Annotated in this window: 13 protein-coding genes; all 13 read right to left on the minus strand. The window is 39.4% G+C overall.

Translation table 11 applies throughout. The features are described 5' to 3' along the window. Positions 1–84: 84 nt before the first annotated feature. Positions 85–1,083: a nucleoid-associated protein gene (locus NFR44_RS02760; RefSeq protein ID WP_251440957.1), complete on the minus strand. Its 999-nt coding sequence runs from the start codon at positions 1,081–1,083 to the stop codon at positions 85–87. 219 nt (positions 1,084–1,302) lie between these two features. Further along, positions 1,303–1,902 (minus strand): rubredoxin-like domain-containing protein, encoded by a 600-nt coding sequence (locus NFR44_RS02765; RefSeq protein WP_251440959.1) that lies wholly within the window; start codon positions 1,900–1,902, stop codon positions 1,303–1,305. Positions 1,903–1,987: 85 nt separating this feature from the next. Then, positions 1,988–2,908 (minus strand): NAD-dependent epimerase/dehydratase family protein, encoded by a 921-nt coding sequence (locus tag NFR44_RS02770; protein WP_251440961.1) that lies wholly within the window; start codon positions 2,906–2,908, stop codon positions 1,988–1,990. Positions 2,909–2,986: 78 nt separating this feature from the next. Further along, positions 2,987–4,339, minus strand: a complete 1,353-nt coding sequence (gene brnQ / locus NFR44_RS02775) for a branched-chain amino acid transport system II carrier protein (RefSeq protein ID WP_251440964.1) — start codon at positions 4,337–4,339, stop codon at positions 2,987–2,989. A 50-nt stretch (positions 4,340–4,389) separates the two neighbouring features. Continuing rightward, entirely contained in the window at positions 4,390–6,234 is a 1,845-nt protein-coding gene (uvrC, locus tag NFR44_RS02780; RefSeq protein ID WP_251440966.1) for an excinuclease ABC subunit UvrC, read from the minus strand. Continuing rightward, the gene (uvrA, locus tag NFR44_RS02785) at positions 6,234–9,107 is read right to left on the minus strand and encodes an excinuclease ABC subunit UvrA (RefSeq protein ID WP_251440968.1); all 2,874 of its coding nucleotides are present in this window, start codon (positions 9,105–9,107) and stop codon (positions 6,234–6,236) included. Before uvrA ends, uvrC begins: the two co-directional genes overlap by 1 nt. A 32-nt stretch (positions 9,108–9,139) precedes the next feature. Then, complete coding sequence (uvrB, locus tag NFR44_RS02790; protein ID WP_251440970.1) at positions 9,140–11,374, minus strand: excinuclease ABC subunit UvrB; 2,235 nt, start codon at positions 11,372–11,374, stop codon at positions 9,140–9,142. A 1-nt stretch (position 11,375) separates the two neighbouring features. Further along, a complete protein-coding gene (locus tag NFR44_RS02795) occupies positions 11,376–11,822 on the minus strand; it encodes a hypothetical protein (protein WP_251440972.1) in 447 nt (148 codons plus the stop codon). Next, the gene (ftsY, locus tag NFR44_RS02800) at positions 11,812–12,759 is read right to left on the minus strand and encodes a signal recognition particle-docking protein FtsY (protein ID WP_251440974.1); all 948 of its coding nucleotides are present in this window, start codon (positions 12,757–12,759) and stop codon (positions 11,812–11,814) included. Before ftsY ends, NFR44_RS02795 begins: the two co-directional genes overlap by 11 nt. Beyond that, positions 12,759–16,310: a chromosome segregation protein SMC gene (gene smc / locus NFR44_RS02805; protein WP_251440976.1), complete on the minus strand. Its 3,552-nt coding sequence runs from the start codon at positions 16,308–16,310 to the stop codon at positions 12,759–12,761. The genes ftsY and smc overlap by 1 nt, the downstream gene beginning before the upstream one ends. A 50-nt stretch (positions 16,311–16,360) precedes the next feature. Further along, complete coding sequence (locus NFR44_RS02810; protein ID WP_251440978.1) at positions 16,361–17,605, minus strand: elongator complex protein 3; 1,245 nt, start codon at positions 17,603–17,605, stop codon at positions 16,361–16,363. Positions 17,606–17,691: 86 nt separating this feature from the next. Beyond that, positions 17,692–18,444, minus strand: a complete 753-nt coding sequence (gene rnc / locus NFR44_RS02815; RefSeq protein ID WP_251440981.1) for a ribonuclease III — start codon at positions 18,442–18,444, stop codon at positions 17,692–17,694. Continuing rightward, a complete protein-coding gene (gene fabF, locus NFR44_RS02820; RefSeq protein ID WP_251440983.1) occupies positions 18,445–19,689 on the minus strand; it encodes a beta-ketoacyl-ACP synthase II in 1,245 nt (414 codons plus the stop codon). Between the last annotated feature and the right edge of the window lie 17 nt (positions 19,690–19,706).

Below are 19,706 nucleotides of genomic sequence, written 5' to 3' on the forward strand. Positions count from 1 at the left end.
ATTTTACTACAATTATTCCAATTTCTACTATATTTTATTTTAAAAATTAATTGATAACCAATAAAATGTTCATTCTTAAGGTAATCATTTATTTAAAATCTTATTAATATTCTTAAGCTCAATTCGTAACGTCCCATCTGGATTTGTTACGATTTCTATAAATTCACTATTTTGCATATATTCAACAGGAAAACTAATTTCAATGCCCGTATCAGTTTTAATTTTATGCTTTTCACCAATTTTACTAGCAAACTCACGATTTACTGGCAAAGGCCGTAACATATCCTGTTCTGCTAAAGCTTTTTTTGCTGCTTCTTTTTGTTGTGGTTGGTTCGCAAATACTGTATCTACAATAGTTTCAGGATTTAGAGTATCTGATACCTCTGCATTTTTAGAAATCATGGAACGAACTTTTACCAATTCTTCCACTCCGTCGCCTTCATGAGCCTTAGCTACTTTATCAACAATACGGCGCACTTTAGACACTGTATCACGAGATGACGGATTCGTGCCAATTTGTAGCACCTTATCCCCTAGAATATAAACAACTTCACCATCATATTCACCCTTAGGCTCAAATAAACGCACTGAAAAGTCCTCTAAATTAATAGCACAAAAGGATCTTAACTTTTGAGTAGGACTTGGCAAAACAGCTCGGTTTGGAATTAACTCTGTAGTCAGTGTGCCATCTTCTTCATTAAACAGTTGATGCGTATACGCATCATGAGCTTGACAAAGTAATATGCATAAATACCGATGATTATCAGCCGCTTCACAAATAATCGTATCAATAATTACAGGGTCTGTAGCTTGTTTCATAAAATTAAACAACCGCTCCCCTAAGTCTTTGCCTAAAGTTACTAAATCAGTAGCACCTTCATTATACTGTTTTAATAATTGCCCTAACTGACTCGTTTCATTTAAATAGCCCGTTCGTAAGCCTGGGTCTTTAATTCCCTTACTTACATGAGCACTAACATATTCCTGTAAGGCTTCTTCCCCCATATTTAATTCATTCTCTGAGTACACTGCCAATGAGGATGAAAAATCTAAAATTTGTAATACTGCACGATTGATTTGCATAGCCACTCCTTAAATGGATAAAAGTGCCTTGTTTTAGCATACAGCCAAAACAAGACACTTCAATAAGTTGTTAATATGAATCTTATACAACGTAAATATAAATACAACGCTAAGCGCCTCTTTAGCTTCAAGCTAACTCCTAGTTACATTGTCTAAGATATTATGAAAACAAGTTAAAAGACTTACCTTAGTGTAATACTATTATACCACACTCAATAGTTAACCTTGTACATACGGACCAAATAGACCGGCAAATAAATGAGATCCTTTTTTACCCAAAATAGCTGCTGATAATGATGCAAATACACCTATAATAGCAATAATTAAGGCATTGCCTGCGTGCACCGTATACGCATAGGCTACATAAGCTTGAATAGCCGTCAAGATAAAGTATACAACACTCAAGTAAATTTTAAATTTCAAAACAGGCGCTGTCGTTGTTTTATAACGAAGTTTACCCCCGATGTAGCCAGAAATAGCACCTACAAGAACTAATAAAGGCATTACTAAGCATACCATCATAGCAAAATCAAATAAACGATAGCTTAAAGAATAAGGTACTAATAAACCTAAGATTGGCAAACCTACTGTCATAGCTGAACCAGCAATTGGAAAATGCACAGCAATAGGATGTAAATGTAAATCTAATAAACGTTTACGAGTAGGGCTCAATTTACGTGGTGTGTATTCAGCCCAAACAGTTTTTGGAAAACCACAAGCAGGACAAGGTTGATCTGCTTTATCAGCCGTTTCAATATAGCCGCATACGCGACAAATAATATACTGAATCTTTTTTTCTTCTTGTTTTTTTGTTTCCATGTCAATCTCCTTAGAAAATAATTACCTTATTCTTATTATTACATATTTTATTTGAATCAACAATTTTAAATTATGTACAGCGTAACTATAATTTAGTATCGAAATAATGATACGTGTTTGCTAGGCCTGTTGTCAAATTAATTTTCGGCAAATAATTTAACTCAGTCATCATTTTTTTTGTACTTAACAAGGAATGTTTAATATCACCGGCTCGTTCTGCTTCATAATGAACTGCAAAATCATGTCCCACAATCGTCTTAAATTGAGCCACTAATTCATTTAAAGATGTGCCTACTTCTGTACTTACATTAATAACCCCTGTTAAATCTGGCTTTTCCAAAGCTTTCAAATTAGCTGCTACCACATCATCTACATAAACAAAGTCTCGCGTTTGCTCTCCATCACCAAAAATTGTAATATCTTGTTGTTTTTGAAGTTGTTCACAAAAAATACTAATCACGCCACCTTCACCACCATGTCCTTGACGAGGACCATATACATTGGCATAACGAAAACAAATATAAGGCAAACCAAAGGCTTCATAATAGAGGCGTAAATAACTTTCAGTAGTCAATTTAGTTAAACCATAAAAAGAAGAGGGATGGCCTATCATAGTTTCTGTTAAAGGCAAGGTTTCTAAATCACCATATACAGCAGCAGAAGACGGCATTATAATCTTAGCCACCCCCACACTACGACATGCATTTAAAACATTAATAAGCCCCATTAAATTGACATCACAATCAAAAGCAGGGTCTTCCATTGAAGTAGGCACCATAGTCTGAGCCGCTTCGTGGAAAATATAAGTAGGCTTAAATTCAGCTAATAAACTAACTAATTCCCTATCACGAATATCCATTTCCACAAACTGTGCCTTAGGGTTCACATATTCACGGCAACCAGTACTTAGATTATCAATAACTAGTACCTTATGACCTTGTTCGATAAGTCTATCTACAAGGTGTGAGCCTATAAAGCCAGCCCCACCAGTTACACAAATATTCATACTTCTATGCCTCCTAATACAAGTTTTTACGCAATAGCTATTAGCTAGTTCTTTAATACTTTCTATACCTAAAAAATTTTAAGCCACTGTGTTAGATTTTTTAATGCTTATATAAATAAGCCCTAATACAAAACCTATAGCTGATGGTACGATCCAACCCATTCCTAACTCAAAGAAAGGCAAACTTTTATATAATTGCAAAGTATTTTGCACCAAAGCATTTTGCCCTAAAAAGGCAGGTAAAGTATTGAGCGCATCACCAATCGCTGCCAATAACGCAAATAGAGTCGTAATTAAATACACCGCTTGACGACCTTTAAATACTGGTGCCAAGAAGGTTAATAAAATGATAGTAATTGTTAATGGATACAACAACATTAAAATAGGGATCGCTAATGAAATAATCTGAGTCAAACCTACATTCCCAATTAAAAATGATACAAGAGCAAATGTATAAGCATACTTCTTATAACTAATAGAATTTTGGAATAATTCGACAAAGGTTTCAGAGCAAGCACAAATTAAACCTACCGCTGTCTTCAAACACGCTAAGGTAACAATAATCGCTAATAAAACAGCCCCGATAGAACCAAAATAGTAATGAGCAATCTGCGCTAAAGCAATACCACCATTAGCTGAAAGTTGTAATACACCTAAACTGGACGCCCCTACATAAGCTAAGAAAGCATAAATAATTACCATTAAGATAACTGTTACAATCCCCGCCTTTACCATGCCAATAGCAATATCTTTTGGCTCCTTAACGCCAACTTCTTGCATAGCACGAATAACAATGATACCAAAAGCAAGAGCAGCTAAAGCATCCATTGTATTATACCCTTCTGTAAAGCCTTTAAAAAATGGCATAGTTAGGTAATCACCAGTAACTGGCGCCGAACTAATTTCTCCCATAGGAGAAACTAAAGCGACTGCTAATAAAATTGCCAAAAATACTAAGAATAGTGGATTTAAAATTTTGCCAATATAGGTCATCAATTTCCCTGGGTTCATCGAGAAAAATAAGCCCAATGCAAAAAATACAAAGGTGAAGCCTGCCAATGCCATAGTTTGCATATCATCACCAATATAAGGTGCTAAACCAATTTGGTAAGACACCGTGGCTGTACGAGGTAATGCAAAAGCAGGTCCAATTGTTAAATATAATAATACGGTAAATAATTTTGCATAGGTCGGGTGAATGCGAGTAGCTAAATCATATAAGCCACTGCTCCGTGAAATACCAATAGCTACTACTCCTAAAAAAGGTAACCCAATAGCAGTAATTAAAAAACCTAAGGTAGCAGGCCATACATCAGCCCCTGCTTCTTGCCCCATATGCACTGGGAAAATCAGATTCCCTGCCCCAAAAAACATGCCAAATAGCATAGACCCAATTACAATAGCTGAACTTAACGACAATTTACCATTCAAGATATAATACCTCCCACATTACATTATGTATTTTAAAATATTAACTGCTACTAACTACCCCGAATATCTCTTTCAATGGTAGCACGCTTTTCCTCTTTCGACAAACGGAAAAACTCAAAAACAGCCTCTGCCGTTTTTTGATTCATACCAGGCACACTAGCTAACTCCTCAACAGAAGCAGCTTTTATCCTTTCTAAATTACCAAAGGCCTGCCATAAAGCTTTACGCCGCTTAGGTCCAATCCCATCAATATGATCTAAGATAGATTCTAAATTGCGTTTTCCGCGCAATTTGCGGTGATAGGTAATAGCAAAACGATGTGCTTCATCACGAATTTGCTGTAATAATTGTAGTTCTGGAGAATGATGGGATAATATAATACTCTCCGACTGCCCTTCTACAAATACTTCTTCAATGCGCTTAGCTAAGGAAATAACGGGCACATCCGTTACCCCTACGGCACGAATTAATGGTAAGGCTGCATTCAATTGACCTTTGCCCCCATCAATAATAATCAAATCAGGCATAGGCCAATCAGTTTCATTACCATAACGTCGTTCCATAATTTCTGCCATAGACTTAAAATCATCAGGCTTACCTTGCACCGTTTTTAATTTAAAACGTCGATATTCTTTCTTAGCTGGTTTACCATCTTCAAAAACTACCATAGATGCAACGGTCTCACTCCCTTGAGTATGAGAAATATCGAAACATTCCATCCGTTCTGGCAAACGTGGTAAATCCAACACTTCGGCCAATTTTTTAACAGCGCCGCCACTTTTATCTAAATCGTATTGCCATTGACGACGTCGCTCTGCTAAAAAGTTTTGCGCATTTTCAGCCGCCATTTTTATCAAATCATGTTTATAACCTCGTTGCGGCACGGATACCTCCACTACTTGCCCTTTCATTTCAGAAAACCATGTAGCGAAGAGTTCACGCTCGTCAGTATCATAAGGTAAAAGCACTTCTTTAGGTACAAAAGACGCACCACTGTAATATTGCTTCACAAAGTCGGTCATAATTGTTACAGCCTCATCGCCCTCATTTTTGATAAAGAAGTTCTCTCGTCCTAACAAACGACCTTGACGGATAAAAAAGACTTGAACACAAGCCATAAGGCCTTCCATAGCTATCCCCACTACATCAATATCACCACGCTGTGTAACCATACGCTGTTTCTCACGAAGCTTTTCTAAGGCCTGTAATTGATCGCGTAAAGTAGCTGCTTTTTCAAAATTTAATTCATCGGCCGCGGTCTCCATCTGCGCCTTTAAGTCTTGCAAAAGTGGAATTGGCTTTCCCTCTAATACCTGTACAATCTGATCAATATACGTACTATATGTTTCAGGACTTACCCAACCTTGACAAGGAGCTTCACAATATCCCATGTGATATTGTAAACAAGGGCGTGGCACTTTCATATTCTGACAAGTGCGCAAAGGAAAATGACGACGAAATAACTTTAAAGTCTGATGCACGGCGGTTACATCTGTAAAAGGACCAAAATATTTAGCCCCATCCCGTACCATGCGCCGCACCATAAGCACTCGTGGATACTCTTCTTGTACCGTAACTTTCACATAAGGATAGGTCTTATCATCACGAAGCATAATATTATACTTAGGATGATGCTCCTTGATGAGCGTATTTTCAAGAATAAGCGCTTCCATTTCTGTCTTAGTCTGAATGACTTCTACATCTACGGCCCGCTTCATCATAGCAGCTACTTTAGGAGCCCGATTACTATCTTGACGCACATACGAACGCACTCGATTTCGCAGATTAATAGCCTTGCCAACATAAATAATACGTTTATATTGATCGCGCCATAAATACACCCCTGGCGTAGTTGGCAAATGACTAATCTTCTCTAATACAGTTTCTGTAACCATTAGTTACCTACCTTACTATCTTTACTAGAGGCATTAGCAGCTGCCATAAATTTCTTTGTTTTAGCTAATACTGGTGCTAAAAATTTACCCGTATAACTAGCTTCTAATTTACAAATTTGTTCTGGTGTACCGGTACCAACAATTGTACCACCTCGTATTCCCCCCTCAGGGCCTAGATCAATAATATGATCCGCTGTCTTGATTACATCTAAATTATGTTCAATAACAACGACCGTATCTCCACCATCTACTAACTTTTGTAACACATCTAGCAATTTACGAATATCTTCTGCATGAAGCCCCGTAGTTGGTTCATCTAAAATATAAAGCGTTTTACCCGTACTACGGCGAGCCAATTCAGTAGCTAATTTCACCCGCTGTGCTTCCCCACCAGACAAGGTTGTTGCAGGCTGCCCTAACCGAATATAGCCAAGCCCCACTTCCTGTAAAGTTACAAGCTTGCGATGAATTTTAGGAATGGCTTTAAAAAATTCAACCGCTTCATCCACTACCATGTCTAAAACTTCAACAATGGTTTTACCCTTGTATTTTACTTCTAAAGTCTCTCGATTATAGCGCGCACCTTTACAGACTTCACAAGGTACATATACATCTGGTAAAAAGTGCATTTCTATTTTAATAATGCCATCTCCACGACAAGCTTCACAACGACCGCCACGCACATTAAAACTAAACCGGCCTTGCTTATAGCCACGCATTTTCGCTTCTGGCGTTTGACTATACAATTCACGAATTGAATCAAATACACCTGTATAGGTAGCCGGATTAGAACGTGGTGTTCGCCCAATCGGACTTTGATCAATATTAATAATCTTATCTATATGTTCTGTGCCTCGAATTTCCTTATGAGCACCTACTTTATGATAGGAGCGATATAAATGATTCGCTAAACCTTTATATAAAATCTCATTAATTAATGTAGATTTACCAGATCCACTCACCCCAGTTACAACCGTAAATACACTAAGAGGGAATTTCACATTAATAGTCTGTAAATTATTTTCAGAAGCTCCACGAATTTCTAAATAATTACCATTGGGCTTGCGTCGTTTCGCTGGCAACGCAATAAATTTACGACCACTTAAATATTGACCAGTAATCGATTGCTCATTGGCCATAACTTCTTGTGCCGTTCCTTGGGCGATAATCTGTCCACCATGTTCACCAGCTCCAGGGCCTATGTCCACTAAATAGTCAGACGCTAACATAGTATCTTCATCATGTTCCACCACAAGTAATGTATTTCCTAAATCACGTAAACCTTTAAGGGTAGCAATGAGTCGATCATTATCTCGTTGATGTAAACCAATAGACGGCTCATCGAGAATATATAATACCCCTACCAGACCAGAACCAATCTGAGTGGCTAAGCGAATACGTTGTGCTTCACCACCCGATAAAGTGCCAGCATTACGACTCATCGTTAAATAGTCCAAACCTACATTATTAAGGAACATCAAACGAGCATTGATTTCTTTCAAAATCTGATTGCCAATAAATTGTTCTCGTTCTGTTAATGGCACGGTTTGAAAAAAATCCACCGCTTCACTAATAGTCATATTGGTCACTTCATGAATATTCTTAGGGCCTACACGAACAGCTAATGCTTCTGGTTTTAATCGAGCACCACCACAGGTTTTACAAGGTTTTATCGACATAAATTCTTCAAAAGCTTCCCGCTGTGAATCATTCAAAGCTTCACTATGACGGCGTTTTACCATAGGCAAAATACCTTCATACTCCGTATGGAATGTCTTTACTTCCCCACGCATATTTTCATAGTCGAAAGTTACCTTATCCGTACTACCATTCATAACTAAATCTTGTACCTTTTTAGGTAATTCATTAAAGGTAGCATTCAAATCATAGCCATGAGCCACTAATAAACCTTCTAATTGTCGCATAAACCAAGCATTTGGATTGGAACTTAACGGTACAACAGCGCCATCAGCGAAGGATATATCACCATCAGGAATTACACGATCTTCGTCCACTTCCATAGTGCTTCCAATACCAGAGCAGGCCGGACAAGCCCCAAAAGGACTATTAAAAGAAAACATACGAGGTTCAATAGCAGGCAGTGAAATATGACAATCTGGGCAAGCAAAATGCTGACTGTACATATGAGTAGGACCTTCTACTTCTTGCACTACCACCAAGCCTTCGCCCCACTTGGCCGCTGTTTCCATAGAATCAGCTAAACGACTTTCAATGCCTTCTTTTACAACTAAACGGTCTATGACAATTTCTAAATCATGTTTTTTAGTCTTAGCCAACTGAATATCTTCATCTAAGGTGTGAATTTCACCATCAATTTGAACTCGCGTAAATCCTTCTTTACGCAATCGTTCTAATAATTGTTTATGCTCTCCCTTCTTACCACGTAATAAAGGAGCCATAACTAAAATTTTAGTCCGTTCTGGCAAAGTCATTACATCATCTGTCATTTGTTCAATGGACTGCTGAGAAATAGGTTTGCCACATTCTGGACAATAGGCACGACCTACGCGGGCAAATAAAAGCCGCAAATAATCATAAATTTCCGTCACTGTCCCCACTGTAGAACGAGGGTTGCGACTGGTAGTTTTTTGATCAATGGAAATGGCTGGTGATAAACCTTCAATATAATCCACATCGGGTTTATCCATTTGTCCTAAAAATTGGCGTGCATAAGCGGACAACGACTCCACATAGCGCCGTTGCCCTTCTGCATATATCGTATCAAAGGCTAAGGACGATTTACCCGAACCACTAAGCCCTGTAATCACGATAAATTTATCTCTTGGCAAAGCAACATCAATATTTTTTAAATTATGTTGCCTTGCTCCTTTTACTATAATTTCTTCTTTCACCATAACCTCCTGGTTAAAAGAACGTATATTTATTATCTACGACGTTTGGGTTTCATCTCATGGGCATCTTGCAAATCAGATAATTGTTGACGCAATTGGCCTAACTTATCACGCAATTCAGCCGCTTTTTCAAACTCTAACTGCTTCGCCGCGGCCTTCATAAGACGCGTCGTTTCTTCAATTTCATTAAATACATCTTCAACCGTTACAGCTGGTGCTACTGATGTATCCGCTGTTTCACCATAAGTAGCCCCATCTTCTGCTACTGCTTGCAATCCTGTTACAGCCGATTGTGAAGACTTAGTCTTACCCAAGCCTTTAGTAGTAGCTTTCGAAACCTTAGCTGTACTAGCTCCTTGGCTTCGCCCTTTACGTTTAGTACGCCCCTGACTACTATCAACAGTTGCACTACTACCTGCCTCTTCTTCTAACTTCGTCAACTCAATCAATTCTTTAACCTCTTTGCGAATTGATTTTGGCGTTATATTATGCTCTGTATTATAAGCCTGTTGCACCTCACGACGACGTTCAGTTTCACTAATAGCCCGCTCCATAGAGCCGGTAATACGATCAGCATACATAATAACACGACCATGTTCATTACGAGCTGCCCGACCAATAGTCTGAATTAAAGAGGTGTCACTACGCAAGAACCCTTCCTTGTCAGCATCTAAAATCGCTACCAACGATACTTCTGGCATATCGAGACCTTCACGTAGGAGGTTAATCCCGACTAATACATCAAATACACCAGCTCGTAAATCCCGAATAATATCAGCCCGTTCAATCGTAGCAATATCAGAATGTAAATAGCGAACGCGAATACCAACTTCTTTTAAGAATTCAGTTAGATCCTCCGCCATTTTTTTAGTGAGCGTTGTCACAAGAACACGCTCATTCTTAGCTGTGCGTAATTTAATTTCCCCCAATAAATCATCCATTTGACCGCGAATAGGTCGTACTTCAATAACCGGATCTAGCAATCCTGTAGGGCGAATAATCTGCTCAGCTACATTTGTTTGTACTTCCATTTCATAAGGTCCTGGCGTAGCGGATACATACACAATCTGATTAATTCGCTCTTGAAACTCTTCAAATTTCAAAGGACGATTATCTAATGCTGAAGGTAAACGGAAACCGTATTCTATCAAATTTTCCTTGCGTGCTCTATCCCCATTGTACATAGCTCGTACCTGTGGCATAGTCACATGAGATTCATCAATAAGAATTAAAAAATCATCAGGAAAATAATCAATCAAAGTAAAAGGCGCTTCCCCCGGTTTACGATTAGAAAGCAAACGTGAATAATTTTCAATGCCTGAACAATATCCCATTTCTTGCATCATTTCTATATCATACCGAGTGCGCTGTTCCAATCGCTGTGCTTCTAACAGGCGGTCTTTAGATTTTAACAATTTTAATTGTTCATCTAATTCGGCTTCAATACGCTCAATGGCAACTTGTAGTTTTTCACGAGTCGTTACATAGTGAGATGCTGGATAAATAGCTACATGTTTACGATCTACAATGATTTCGCCAGTCAAGGCATCCACTTCAGATAAACGATCAATTTCATCACCAAAGAGTTCTATACGTACCACCCGTTCACTATAAGCAGCAGGAAATACTTCAATCGTATCACCATGAACCCGAAATGTACCACGTGTGAAGTTTATATCATTACGGGTGTATTGAATATCTACTAATTTCTTTAAAATATCATCGCGACTTTTTTCTTGCCCCAACCGTAGGGAAACCACTAAATCACTATAATCTTCTGGATCCCCTAAACCATAAATGCAACTTACCGATGCCACAATAATCACATCACGGCGCTCAAATAAACTCATCGTAGCAGAATGTCGCAATTTATCAATTTCATCATTAATAGACGCATCTTTTTCAATATAAGTATCGGTAGATGCAATATATGCTTCTGGCTGATAGAAATCATAATAAGACACAAAATATTCTACCGCATTATTAGGAAAGAAACTTTTAAACTCACTAGCTAGCTGCGCCGCCAAAGTCTTATTATGAGCAATAACTAACGTAGGCTTTTGTACGCCCTCTATCAGTTTTGCCATAGTATACGTTTTCCCTGTGCCAGTAGCACCTAATAAAACTTGTGCCCAATCGCCATTTTCAACACCCTTCACTAACGATTGTATAGCCGCTGGTTGATCACCCATAGGCTGAAAAGGGGCTTCTACTTTAAAGGGATTCATTGGGCCTTCGTAATTACGATGAATACTTGGATGTGCCATATTATTTACCTTCTTCAGCCATCAAACGTTCCGCTTCCGCGGCTGCTTGCGCCGCTTCTTCAGCACGTACGCGGTCAATATGCTGCTGTAATACCTTACGTTCTTCTTCATTTAATTCTGTACGCTTACTATCTTCTAATTGTTTTGGCGTATCAGCACCTTCCAATACTTCAATGAGCAAGGCAACAACTCGTTTATCAAGGCCCACTTTAGTTGCCACATCAGTAGCAAATGCCCATTCTTCCTCTGAAAAATTATCAATGCGCTCATTTAATTCAGCCCAATTCGCCAACATAAGGCGCGTTACAGGGCGATACATTTCATTGCCCACATACGCTAATAAATCACCTAAAGTTTCAATAGCTTCTAAAGGCGCTCCATACTTATTAGCACGGTTCTCAGCTTTTGCATAGGCTATTAATTCTTCACGACTCATCTCATTTTTCATTACTACTCATTCCTTTATCAAACAATGCATTGGCAAAGTCCTTCGCGTTAAATGGCTGTAAATCATCAATTTTTTCACCAATGCCAATCCAACGCACAGGAACGCCCAATTCCTCTTTAATTGAAATAACCACGCCCCCCTTAGCAGTGCCATCCAATTTTGTAACAATAATCCCTGTAATTGGCACAGCTTGACCAAATAATTTAGCTTGGCTTACTGCATTTTGACCAGTAGTACCATCTAAAATCAGTAAGGTTTGATGTGGCGCACCAGGAACTTGGCGGTCCGCTACACGACCAATTTTTTTCAATTCTTCCATTAAATTCGTCTTAGTATGTAAACGACCAGCCGTATCAATAATTACAATATCTGCATTACGAGCTTTTGCCGATGCTAAAGCATCATACACTACAGCGGCCGGGTCAGCCCCTTCTTGATGCTTAACAATTGGCACATCAGCCCGTTCAGCCCAAATAGTTAACTGTTCAGAGGCAGCCGCACGAAATGTATCCGCTGCTGCTAAGACAACTTTTTTACCTGCTTCTTTATAATAATGTGCTAATTTAGCAATCGTTGTAGTCTTACCAACGCCATTAACCCCTACTACTAAAATAACTTCTGGCGCATGCATTTCTAAAGTTTCTTCCTGATCTTCCAAAATTTTAGTAATGTATTCTTCAATATAGCCCATTACTTCATTGGTATGATTAATTTTACCTTCCGTTACACCACGACGAATTTCTTTCATCAATAATTCCGTAGTTTTACTACCTAAATCAGCAGTAATCATAGCGATTTCTAAGTCATCGAGAAAATCATCATCAATCTTAGCATAACCAATAACTACTGTTTCAATAGCTTCTGTAAATTTCTTTTTTGTATTTTCTAATGCATTACTAATGCCTAATAATTGTTTTGTACGATTCCAAAATCCCATTACATATCCTCCTCTATATCATCAAAGGCTACTGTTAATAATCGTGAAACGCCTCGTTCTACCATTGTCACCCCTTGTAATACTAAAGCCGCTTCCATAGTCCGCTTACGATGCGATACAACAATAAATTGTGTATCAGCCCCTAAACGCTGCAAATAACTGCCAAATCGTTCTACGTTTGCTTCATCTAAAGCAGCATCTACTTCATCAAGTACGCAAAATGGAGCAGGTCGATAGTCTAAGAATGAGAACAATAAAGCAATAACTGTTAAAGCTCGTTCACCGCCAGACAATAATGTTAATTGCTGACGTTTTTTACCAGGTGGCTGTATATAAAAATCAATCCCACTAGTTAAAATATTATCTGCATCAGTTAATACAATTTGTGCCGTACCGCCCCCAAACAATTGACTAAACACCGCTTGGAATCGGTCCCCTACTATATCTAAGACTTCACTAAGTTGAGTCGACATTGCTTTATCAATCTCCGCAATAACAGACTCAAGCTGTTGTTTCGCTAATTCTAAATCAGACCGCTGTTCTTCGTAAAAACTTTGCTTTTTTAACGCTTCTTCATATTCAGCAACTGCTTCAGGGTTAATAGGCCCCAATGCTTCTAATTGAGCTTGTAATTGGCCTTGTGCTAAACGCCAATCCCCAACAGCGCCCTCTAAATGAAGTGATTGTGCCTCCTCTTTCGTAAAGCCTAACTCACCGATTTTAGCCACCGCTTGGGTACTGTTCATTTCATATTTAGCCAACTGCCCTTCCATCTGCAATAATCGCTGTTGAATACGCTTTTGTCGTACATCTAAATCATTACGTCGAGTAGCTAATTCTTCTAAATTCTGCTTTTGAGTACTATGCAATTCATAGAGGGATTGTCGCTCTTTTTGCAAAGCCCCTGACTTTGACGCCTGTGTAGCATAGGTTTCAGTTAAATGTGACAACTGTTGTGGCAACGTTATATCCACTAACTCAGTTTGCCTCATTAACTGTTCTTGTAAAGGCTTCATTTTAGCGGTATTCGCCTCAATAGCAGCCTGCCATTCAGCAATTTGACTTTGTCTATATACCTGTTGTTGACGACTTTGTTCATAAGCCAAACGGGCTTCATTCCATATGGCATTTGCTTCCCCTTGCGCCTGCTGAGCTGCTTCTAATTGAGCTAATGTAACACTACCTTCACCAGCCTCAGTCAATTTTATCTGCAAAGCTTGTAAACTAGCCTCCCCCGCTTTTAGCTGACCCTCAATAGTCTGCTGGGTATCTTCCAAAATTTTCACTTTAGTTGTATTTTCAACCACTAAGCGCTCTTTACGAGCCTTACGCTCACCCAAGGTTTGACATAAAGTCTGTGCTGTTAATAATAAGGTATGTAATTCGTCCCAACTATCTTTTTCAGCCTCCATAGTAGCGGTTAACGCTTCTATGTCTTGCTCTTTTTTTTGTATGGTAGTTTGATCGGCCTCTATCTTCTGTTGCAAAGTTGTAAGTTTTGTTGTAAGGGTCGTAAGCTCTTCTTTACGAGCCATGACAGAGGCTTTGCGACGCTTAGTCACACCACCTGATAAAGAGCCACCAGGCTGAAATTGTTCGCCTCCTAAAGTAACAATACGCAACTGTTGTTTGTATTTTTTTTGTAACTCTATTGCTCGTTCCATAGACTCAACAACGATGGTACGGCCTAATAAATATGTAAAAATCCCTTTATATGTATCGTCAAAAGTAATACAATCAACGGCACGCCCTAGTACACCAACTTCAGCTAATGCAGGGGTCTCAAGGGCATGACCTTTTACCGTTTCAAGGGGTAAAAAAGTAACGCGGCCACCCTGTGTTCGTTTTAAATAAGCAATACAATCTGCAGCGACTCGACTTGTACTAGCAACTATGTGATTAATACTACCACCTAAAGCAATATCTAGGGCCGTTACAAACTTAGGCTCTACTGTAAATAAATCACCAATGGCCCCATGCAAATCCTTACGCCAGCTTTCGTTAGCTTGTAAAGCATTACGCGTACCTTCTGCATAGCCTTCATGTTGCTCTGCCCACTGGGCCAATACTTGTAAACGCCCTTCTAATTGTTGTTCTTCACGGCGACTCGCTTGATTTTCTTTTTCCAATTGTTGACGACTAGTCCGCAATTCATTTAACGCATTTTGCTGTGTTTGACGAACTGCTTCTTGTTCTTTCTTACTAGCTTCCAAACGCTGTTGCTTCGCTAAGGCCGCTCCTTCTTCCACAGCGACGTCGGCTACTTCTTGGGTCAAAACTTCTACTAATTTCCGCCCTTCTTGCAACTCATCGGCTACACGCTGCAATTCAGACCGATATTTTTCAACTCGTCCTACTAAACTTAGTTGCTCTTCATGGCGACTAGCCGCTTCTTTTTGCACAGCTTGAAAGGCTTGCTGTACCTCTTGCAAGGTAGCTTTAGCTATTTCATAAGCATCTTCTTTTTGATGTACCACTTCCGCCTGCTTAGCTAATTCAGCTTCACTATCAGCCACTAACTTTTGGTGAACTAATACCTTCTGACTATCGCCCGCAATAGTCGCTTCCATTTCATGTATGCGATATTGTAGCTCTTGTACCTCTTTTGTAGCAGAACGTAACTGTTCCTCTACCAGCTTCTGCTCCCCTTGCAACCGTTCTTCTTCGCGCTGCGCCTGTGCTACCGCTTCTTCACAAGCTCGAAGTGCTAACTGCTGTTCATCATTATGAAGTTTCAAACTTTGTTCGGATGCAGCTACAGTCGTTAATTCTGTTTGTATTTCAATATCTTCTTGTTCTAAGGCTATCTTTTCATTCTCTTGTTTAGTAAAAAGTCGATCAGCTACCTTAAAATCATGAAAAGCCAAAGCCCCATCATATAAGCGTTTTTGCTGACTCAAACGACCATGTTCTTCTGTTTTATCAGCCTTTTCTTTTAGAGGTCCCATTTGTTCCTCTAAATTAGCCATTAAATCAGCAACACGCTCCATATTTCGATCAGTCTGCCCCATGCGGCGCAAAGACTCTTCTTTATTCATTTTGAAACGAGCAATACCTGCTACTTCTTCAAAAATTAAACGTCGTTCTTCCGGCTTACTATTTAAAATAGCATCTACTCGATTCTGACCAATAATAGCCATAGAGTCACGACCTAAGCCTGTATCAGCCAATAAGGCTTGAATATCTTTTAAACGACAAGCTTTTTTATTAATATAAAATTCGCTTTCCCCACTGCGATAAATACGCCGTGTTAAAGCCACTTCTGCTAAATCAGGATGTAATCGTTTATCACTATTATCAAAGATTAACGTTACTTCAGCCGTACTCATGGGACGACGTTTTTCTGTGCCTGAAAAAATAATATCTTCTGCTTTTTGACCACGTAATTGGCGTACATTTGATTCACCTAAGACCCAGCGCATAGCATCCGTAATATTACTTTTGCCGCTCCCATTTGGGCCTACAATGGCCGTCATGCCTGGTGAAAATTTTACAATTGTTTTATCAGCAAAGGACTTAAATCCCTTTAACTCTAATCGTAAGAGTTGCATGCTAACCACCTTTCTGTGAGTCAAAAATTCTTATAATAACGTACCTTTTATTATACCACAGTATACCTAATATTATCGATAATCAAACACACATTCTCTTTATTTTTCGCCATATAACTATGGTTCAGTCCTTCAGTAGTTTTTGCCGCCTTAACTTCATCGCTCGCATCGCCAATCACAAAACCAGTTACTTCCCATTTAGACCATATATTTTGAGCCACCTTAGAATCCCATTCACACCACTGCCAATTATACTGACTATATTTTGTAGCAAAATACTTCATATTCCGTTGCTTTTCTCCACGCAGTTTCGAAGTCAATGACCGTGGATATATAATGGTAATCAGCTTTTTACGCTGTCTCTGAGAGCCTAAAGTAGAGACAGTATGTGATGCAAACATAAACTCCGCTTCATGAGCCTGTAATACGCCTTCCAGCTTTTGCTGCCATTGACAATTAACAACCAATTCGCCCATAGCTGGTTCATAAGGTCCGCCCACTAGGCCGATGCCAGCATCTAATTCTGGCGTACTTTGCAGACCTGTCCGTATTACTTCAATCTGCTTATCTTCAAAATAAGTTTTTAAAAACGCACTATAGGCTACTGCTTCCTCAACGGTTAAAGGCGTATAAGTCCCTTCAGCTACTGCCTCTGCCAATTCCGTATCAGCAATAACTAATACAGGGTAAATACGTACAAAATCAGGCTGTAAACGGCCTACCTTCACTGCCGTAGGCACCAAAGTATGCCAATTTTCACCAGGTAAACCAGGTAATAATTGTATACCTACAGTTAAGCCACGTCTTTGTAAACGCCCTACCGCCCCTACAACGTCAGCACTTGTATGCCCTCGTTTAGAGTTAACAAGAATGGTCTCATCCATGGATTGTACTCCTATTTCAACTGTACTCACCCCATAGGCTACGAGCAAATCAATAGCTTCATCACTTAATGCATCAGGTCGTGTAGAACAACGGATGCCATCAATAAGACCACCTTGTAAAGCTTCATAAGCAGGCTCTAATAAAGAAATCTGTAATTCTTTGGGTAAAGCAGAAAAACTGCCCCCATAAAAAGCCACTTCCCAGTATTTTAACTCTCGTTCAGTGCCTATATATTCTTCAATAGTCGCTTTCACATCCACTGCAGTAGCTCGTGCACCACCACTAGAAATCCGATGCTGATTACAAAAAATACATTGCTGTGGACAACCTGCATGAGGAATATAAAAAGGAATAAGGCCATGCTTTTTCTTTGTTAGACCTTTAGAAGGTACCGCAATATCTGATTTCATTATTTCAATGCTTACAGCCATAAGATGACTCACTTTCTATACGAAAAAGGAGCGGATTAGCCGCTCCTCTATTTACATATACCTAATTATAACTGACAAGCTCGTTTGCCTTCTAAATAATCTAACGTAACTTGTGCTGCATTTTGTTCTGCTTCTTTTTTACTCTTACCAGTACCTGAACCATAAGCAACGCCTTCAATACGCACTTCCATGCAAAAAATCTTGTCATGGTCAGGTCCAGACTCACTTAGTAAAGTGTAAACAATTTGCTTTTCCCCATCTTGTTGCACATATTCTTGCAACATTGTTTTATAATCTTTGCCAAGCTTACCAGCTTTAGCCTTTTCTAAATATCCTTTCAAATGACTCAATACGAACTGTGCTGCTACTTCATAGGAAGTATTTACATATAAAGCGCCTATAACCGCCTCAAATGTATCCGCCAAAATAGAGGCGCGTTCACGGCCACCAGAAGTCGCTTCACCGCGACCTAATAATAAATAGTTGCCAAAATTTAATTTAGCACTACAAGTAGCTAGTGACGTTTCACAAACAGTAGCTGCCTTTATCTTCGTCAGTTCACCCTCAGTCATTTGAGGATATGTAGTAAACAGATACTCACCGATAATTAAATCTAATACAGCGTCTCCTAAAAATTCAAGACGCTCATTATGTTTAACGCGAGCTGCTCTATTCTCATTGGCATAAGACGTATGCGTAAACGCTCTGTCGAGCAAATTAATATCTGTCAAAGGAATCCGCAAACGCGCCACAAGCTCTCGAAGCGCTGCTTCGCGAGCTTGGTGCGAGATTGTCTTATGAGTCTTACGGCCGCTCAATTAGTCCTCGTAACGACGAACTAGTAACGTCGCATTATGTCCGCCAAAACCAAAGGAATTGGAAAGAGCACAATTAACTTTTAACTCACGAGCTCCTTCTTTTACATAATCCAAATCAAGTTCTGGATCTGGGTTCGTTAAGTTAATAGTTGGGTGAATTTTGCCAGTTTCAATAGCCATAGCCATTACAATAGCTTCAATAGCACCAGCAGCCCCCAATAAATGGCCTGTCATAGATTTAGTGGAGTTAATTGCTAATGTATTAGCATGTTCCCCAAATAATTCTTTGATTGCCATAGTTTCATTCTTGTCATTAAGACCAGTAGATGTACCATGAGCATTGATATAATTAATTTCGCTAGGATCAATACCAGCGTCTTTAATTGCCAATTCCATACATTTACGCGCTTGTAAACCACCTGGTGCTGGCGCTGTAATGTGATACGCATCACCATTGCTACCATAACCAATTACTTCTGCGTAAATATGAGCACCACGAGCTTTCGCATGTTCTAATTCTTCAAGAACAACGATACCTGCCCCTTCACCCATTACAAAACCATCACGGTCTGCGTCAAATGGACGAGATGCTTTTTCAGGTTCATCATTGCGTGTAGACATTGCTTTCATAGCAGCAAAACCAGCTACAGCCGCTGGAGAAATAGCCGCTTCAGTACCACCAGCAAACATAATATCAGCATCCCCACGAGCTACGATACGGAATGCATCGCCAATGGAGTTAGTGCCAGAAGCACAAGCAGTAATATCTGTAATCGCTGGGCCACGAAGACCAAGTTCAATAGATACACGGCCAGATACCATGTTAGCAATCATCATAGGTACAGCAAATGGACTTACACGATTAGGTCCTTTGTCAAATAACGTTACATATACATCGTGGATAGAGTCAATCCCACCGATACCAGTACCTACTACAGTACCACAACGGTCACGATCTTCTTTATCCAAATCAAGATCAGAATCGCGCAAAGCAAGAACTGCTGCAGCGATTGCAAATTGAGAGGAACGGTCCATACGACGGGACTCTTTCTTCTCTACACCATATTCAGTAATATCAAAATCCTTCACTTCACCAGCAATGCGGGTAGCATATTCTGAAGCATCAAAATGCGTAATCGGACCGATACCAGATTTACCTGCTAATAACGCTTCATAAAAAGCCTCTTTACCAGTGCCTACAGGCGTTACAGCCCCTAAACCAGTAATAACAACACGTTTTTCCAATTATTTCACCTCACATG

The sequence above is a fragment of the Veillonella intestinalis genome (assembly GCF_943193155.1).
GTDB lineage: Bacteria > Bacillota > Negativicutes > Veillonellales > Veillonellaceae > Veillonella_A > Veillonella_A intestinalis.

What these genes read in the sequence shown, in the direction of transcription:
- NFR44_RS02760 (WP_251440957.1), bottom strand. Translation starts at nt 1,083, where the DNA reads ATGCAAATCAATCGTGCAGTATTACAAATTTTAGATTTTTCATCCTCA.
- NFR44_RS02765 (WP_251440959.1), bottom strand. Translation starts at nt 1,902, where the DNA reads ATGGAAACAAAAAAACAAGAAGAAAAAAAGATTCAGTATATTATTTGT.
- NFR44_RS02770 (WP_251440961.1), bottom strand. Translation starts at nt 2,908, where the DNA reads ATGAATATTTGTGTAACTGGTGGGGCTGGCTTTATAGGCTCACACCTT.
- uvrC (WP_251440966.1), bottom strand. Translation starts at nt 6,234, where the DNA reads ATGGTTACAGAAACTGTATTAGAGAAGATTAGTCATTTGCCAACTACG.
- uvrB (WP_251440970.1), bottom strand. Translation starts at nt 11,374, where the DNA reads ATGGCACATCCAAGTATTCATCGTAATTACGAAGGCCCAATGAATCCC.
- NFR44_RS02795 (WP_251440972.1), bottom strand. Translation starts at nt 11,822, where the DNA reads ATGAAAAATGAGATGAGTCGTGAAGAATTAATAGCCTATGCAAAAGCT.
- ftsY (WP_251440974.1), bottom strand. Translation starts at nt 12,759, where the DNA reads ATGGGATTTTGGAATCGTACAAAACAATTATTAGGCATTAGTAATGCA.
- smc (WP_251440976.1), bottom strand. Translation starts at nt 16,310, where the DNA reads ATGCAACTCTTACGATTAGAGTTAAAGGGATTTAAGTCCTTTGCTGAT.
- NFR44_RS02810 (WP_251440978.1), bottom strand. Translation starts at nt 17,605, where the DNA reads ATGAAATCAGATATTGCGGTACCTTCTAAAGGTCTAACAAAGAAAAAG.